Genomic DNA, 4053 nt, shown 5'->3' on the forward strand with positions numbered 1-4053 from the left:
CGCTGACAATCATAGCGAAGGAAACCTTGATCTTTCGACGTGCGGGTATCTCACCCGCATTGTGGTTACTTGTGCCAACATTCTTACTTCGCAACGCTCCAGTATGGGTCACCCCTTTACCTTCATAGCAGATGCGAACACTCTCCTACCGCTCCCATTTTCCGAAGAAAATGAAAGCCCTCAGTTTCGGTACTATGCTTAGCCCCGTTCATTTGCGACGCAAAATCTCTGGATGAGTGAGCTGTTACGCTATCTTTAAAGGATGGCTGCTTCTAAGCCAACCTCCTCATTGTCAGAGAAATTTCACCATCTTAAGTACACTTAGCATAGATTTAGGGACCTTAAATAGAGATCAAGGGCTGTTTCCCTTTTGACTAGTGGAGCTTAGCCCCCACAGTCTAACTGCCAAACTATTAACTCTCAGTATTCGGAGTTTGATAGGACTCGCGAGATTTCTCCCTGTCGAGTCCTTCCAGTGCTCTACCCCTGAGAGGAACATTTGACGCTAGCCCAAAAGCTATTTCGGAGAGAACCAGCTATTACCAGGCTCGATTAGCTTTTCACTTCTTACCACATGTCATCCGAATGCGTTGAACGACATACCGGTTCGGACCTCCATGATTCTTTCGAATCACTTCATCCTGCACATGGCAAGCTCGCGCTGGCTTCGGGTCTGATGTGTACTACAAACGCGCTATTAACACTCGGTTTCCCTATGGCTCCATCCTTTAGAGGGACTTAGCCGGGCAGCACACATCAACTCGTTGGCTCATTCTTCAATAGGCACGCCGTGACGGACATCACAATAAAAACGAATGTAACGCACAAAAAGTTCCGTAGACAATATTTATTTGGGCCAGACCCCGCCCAACCCCCAAATAAATATTTCTACTGCACTTTTTGTGCGGTGCATTCACGTTCAGTGTGATGCCCGCGCCGACTCCTTGTAAGCATATGGTTTCAGGTCTATTTCACCGCCCTCAACGGGCTGCTTTTCACCTTTCCCTCACGGTACTAGTTCACTATCGATCACAAAATGTATTTAGCCTTAGCGGTTAGTTCCGCTGGATTCCCCCGAGCCATTCGTGTCTCGAGGTACTCAAGAATGACAATAAGAGATGTTTTATTTTCACGTACAGGACTATTACCTCCTTGGGTCGCGCTTTCCAACGCGTTCCGTTAACAAAACATTTTTTAACTCTTTGAATATAAATATTCGTTTGTCACCTTACAACCCCAAGCTACCCTATAGATAGATCAATTTCTATCTATAGGAAAGCTTGGTTTGGGCTCTTTCGTTTTCGCTCGCCGCTACTTACGAAATATCGTCCTTGCGGACATTGTTTTCTTTTCCACCAGGTACTGAAATGTTTTACTTCCCTGGGTGCGCATCTTGATTTAGACCAAGATTACAGATCAAGTCTGTAGGGTTTCCCCATTCGGAGATCTACGGATCAAAGGTTGTTCGGCACCTCCCCGTAGCTTATCGCAGCTATACTACGTCCTTCATCGCCATTTTGTGTCAAGGCATCCACCATATGCTCTTAAATTTCCTATTAGGAAATTTAAAAACCACAATTATTCTTACAATTTTTTACCTGCCCTGTCTCCAGCTTTCGAAAAGACCCTCGTCATATTTCCGGCAAGGATAATATGACTAAGATTTGCTGGGACAGATTTCAATTGTCAAAGTGTCTGTCGTGCAGGATTTAGTAAACTTTGTGAAGTTTTCCTAAAGAAAACCGCTTCTTTTTGAAGCGGTTTTCTAAACAGCGCTCAATGTAGAACGCTAGGTCCGCTTCACTAAGTAGTTGTTTTTTTGCATATCTGTATGTGGAAGCATTCTATACGAAGGGTGTTTTAAAGTCAAGCAAATAGCGCTAAAAGAATGTGGTCTACTTAAATACGGCTGAAAACTAGATTTCTAGGGCTTATTTATGGAAAAAATACAAGTAAATTTTATATAAAAAAATAGACCCGGGCCAGTTCTCATGAGTGAGGTTACTGGTCCGGGTCGTTCGCCGTATCGTTCAGGGTCTTTTGAGCCCTTAGATACCGTGGCCGCTGACGGCTTAGCGCAGCATAGCGCCGGTGCCGAGGATGCGAGTTTTTTTCAGGCTATTTTTTTTCGTGTTTGGTGTTTTTTGTACCATGGTTTTTGTTTGTCTTTGTTCTTTATCCTTCCCCTCAGAGGACTCCACGAGTCCGTTCCTGTCAGGCGATAATCAACATCTTAGCATACTATGCAAATAAGTCAAGCCCACAGAAAAACTGCCAAATTTAAGCAAAAAAACAGGCCTCGGGTCTGCCCTCCAGAATTTGGAGTGCAACCCGAGACCTGCATGTGACGATCAGCTGTTCTTGGTCAGCGGATTTTTTTTAAAATTTTGTTCTGCGTCCCCCTTTTTGTTTTGTTTTTGCCATGTCGAGCAGGTGCCATGATGGTCAAGCTTCTTGGCCCCTCAAACATACCACCCCCACCCAGAAAATCAAGACTCAAATACTTAGGTTGTTGGTAAATAATATAAAGACCCTCGGCGAACATCGCGCTACATACTAATGAGACTTGAGTCTTCAGGATGTGGGGCGGTGAGCCGAGGGTCTTTATATTATTTACTATCTGTCTGAAATCTGCGCCTTGATTTTCGCAATAGTCTCAGAAGCAGCCTGCTGTCCTCCGAGTCCAAATGCCAAACCAAAAGCCAAAGAGAGAGCGATGACGACACCCATGAATAGTGTCTGGATCAAAGTCACTGCAATACCGAGCTGGATCAAAGCTGCCAAAACAGCAAAGATCAAAATAGCCCAGCGAGCAATAGTACCAAGGGCACTAGCTCCTGTGATACCAGCAGCTCCAGCACTTGCGCGGACAATTTTCTGAACAGCTTCAGCAATCACTACAGCCACTAGCAAGATGAGCACTGATACGATAACTTGTGGAATATAGTTGCTTACAACGTTACTCAAGAATGCTGTGACCTGAGTCAGACCTAGCACCTGAAGTGATGAGATCAAGAACAAAACAATCACAAACCATTTGACCAAACCTCCGACGAAAGCACCTGAGTCTAGAGTGATACCTCCGCGATGAAGAGCTCTCTCAAGACCTGCCTGTCGTAGAGCGTGGTCAACTTTCAAAGCTCTGAAAGCCTTCTGAATAAGACTTGAGATAAAGGCTCCCACAATCCAACCTACAACGAAAATAATAATGGCAGCAATAAGATTGGCTGCAAAAAATACTACTGCTGGGTATAGGCCTTGGAAACTATCGCCAAGAGCACCACTCCATTGTTGAAATAACATGATTTTTTAAAATTAATGAATAAATAATAAAACCGAAGTCTGAAAAAATAACCAAAGTAGCTATTGTTTCGACCCTATAATTATAACACGCCCAAACGGTCTAGTACCACCTCATGTGGATAGTCAAGCATATCTCGCACAAGTCGATCTTGCACTCCGATGCGATATTTAAAATCAACAGTATCCAGCACTGTATAGTTGAGCTCCTTACCTATTTCAGACTCAAGATTTTTTACAATATTATCAATAGTACTTTTCTTTAAATTATCCCCTACTATCATCATATCAATACGGCTCTCCCAATACTGGATAAAAACTCCAGATAAAATAAGTGCCTTGACGCGACCGGCGCGACCAAGGCGTTTGACAACTTCTAGATGATTGACTGGTGAAATATTTATCAAAAGATTTTGAAGTTGATGTAAATATGGAAAGGTAGGATTGAGAGCCCAGGCACTACCGCGACTACCACGTGCAGAGCGTCTTTTTATCATATGCATTTTTTCCAAAACACCGAGCTCGCGTCGCACGATGGTGGGAGTAGATTTTGATTTACGCACAATTTCAGTAGTTTCAAAAACTTGATCAGGGCTAAAAAGAAAAAGACGCATAATTTTTACCTTGACTGTACTACCGAAAAGTTTCTCTAAAATTTCCATATCTAACGATTGTATCACAGAGCTAAAATAACAACAAAATAAAAATACCCTTTCGGGGACACGCGTAAAAGTCTGCTGACTTTTCTGCTCT

2 protein-coding genes and 1 rRNA gene are annotated in these 4053 nt (G+C 43.3%); all 3 read right to left on the minus strand.

Annotated elements, in window-relative coordinates; all coding sequences use genetic code 11:
* A 23S ribosomal RNA gene (locus PHF79_03985) occupies positions 1–1558 on the minus strand; the annotation flags it as partial.
* Between the two features lie 1058 nt (positions 1559–2616).
* Complete coding sequence (locus PHF79_03990; protein MDD5318941.1) at positions 2617–3303, minus strand: hypothetical protein; 687 nt, start codon at positions 3301–3303, stop codon at positions 2617–2619.
* An 80-nt stretch (positions 3304–3383) separates the two neighbouring features.
* Positions 3384–3962: a hypothetical protein gene (locus PHF79_03995; GenBank protein ID MDD5318942.1), complete on the minus strand. Its 579-nt coding sequence runs from the start codon at positions 3960–3962 to the stop codon at positions 3384–3386.
* Positions 3963–4053 lie beyond the last annotated feature (91 nt).

Source organism: Candidatus Paceibacterota bacterium, from assembly GCA_028714275.1.
Classification (GTDB): domain Bacteria; phylum Patescibacteriota; class Minisyncoccia; order Phycocordibacterales; family CAINVO01; genus CAINVO01.

Excerpts from the sequence above, each read along its gene's own strand:
- PHF79_03995 (MDD5318942.1), bottom strand. The coding sequence starts at position 3,962 with ATGGAAATTTTAGAGAAACTTTTCGGTAGTACAGTCAAGGTAAAAATT.
- PHF79_03990 (MDD5318941.1), bottom strand. The coding sequence starts at position 3,303 with ATGTTATTTCAACAATGGAGTGGTGCTCTTGGCGATAGTTTCCAAGGC.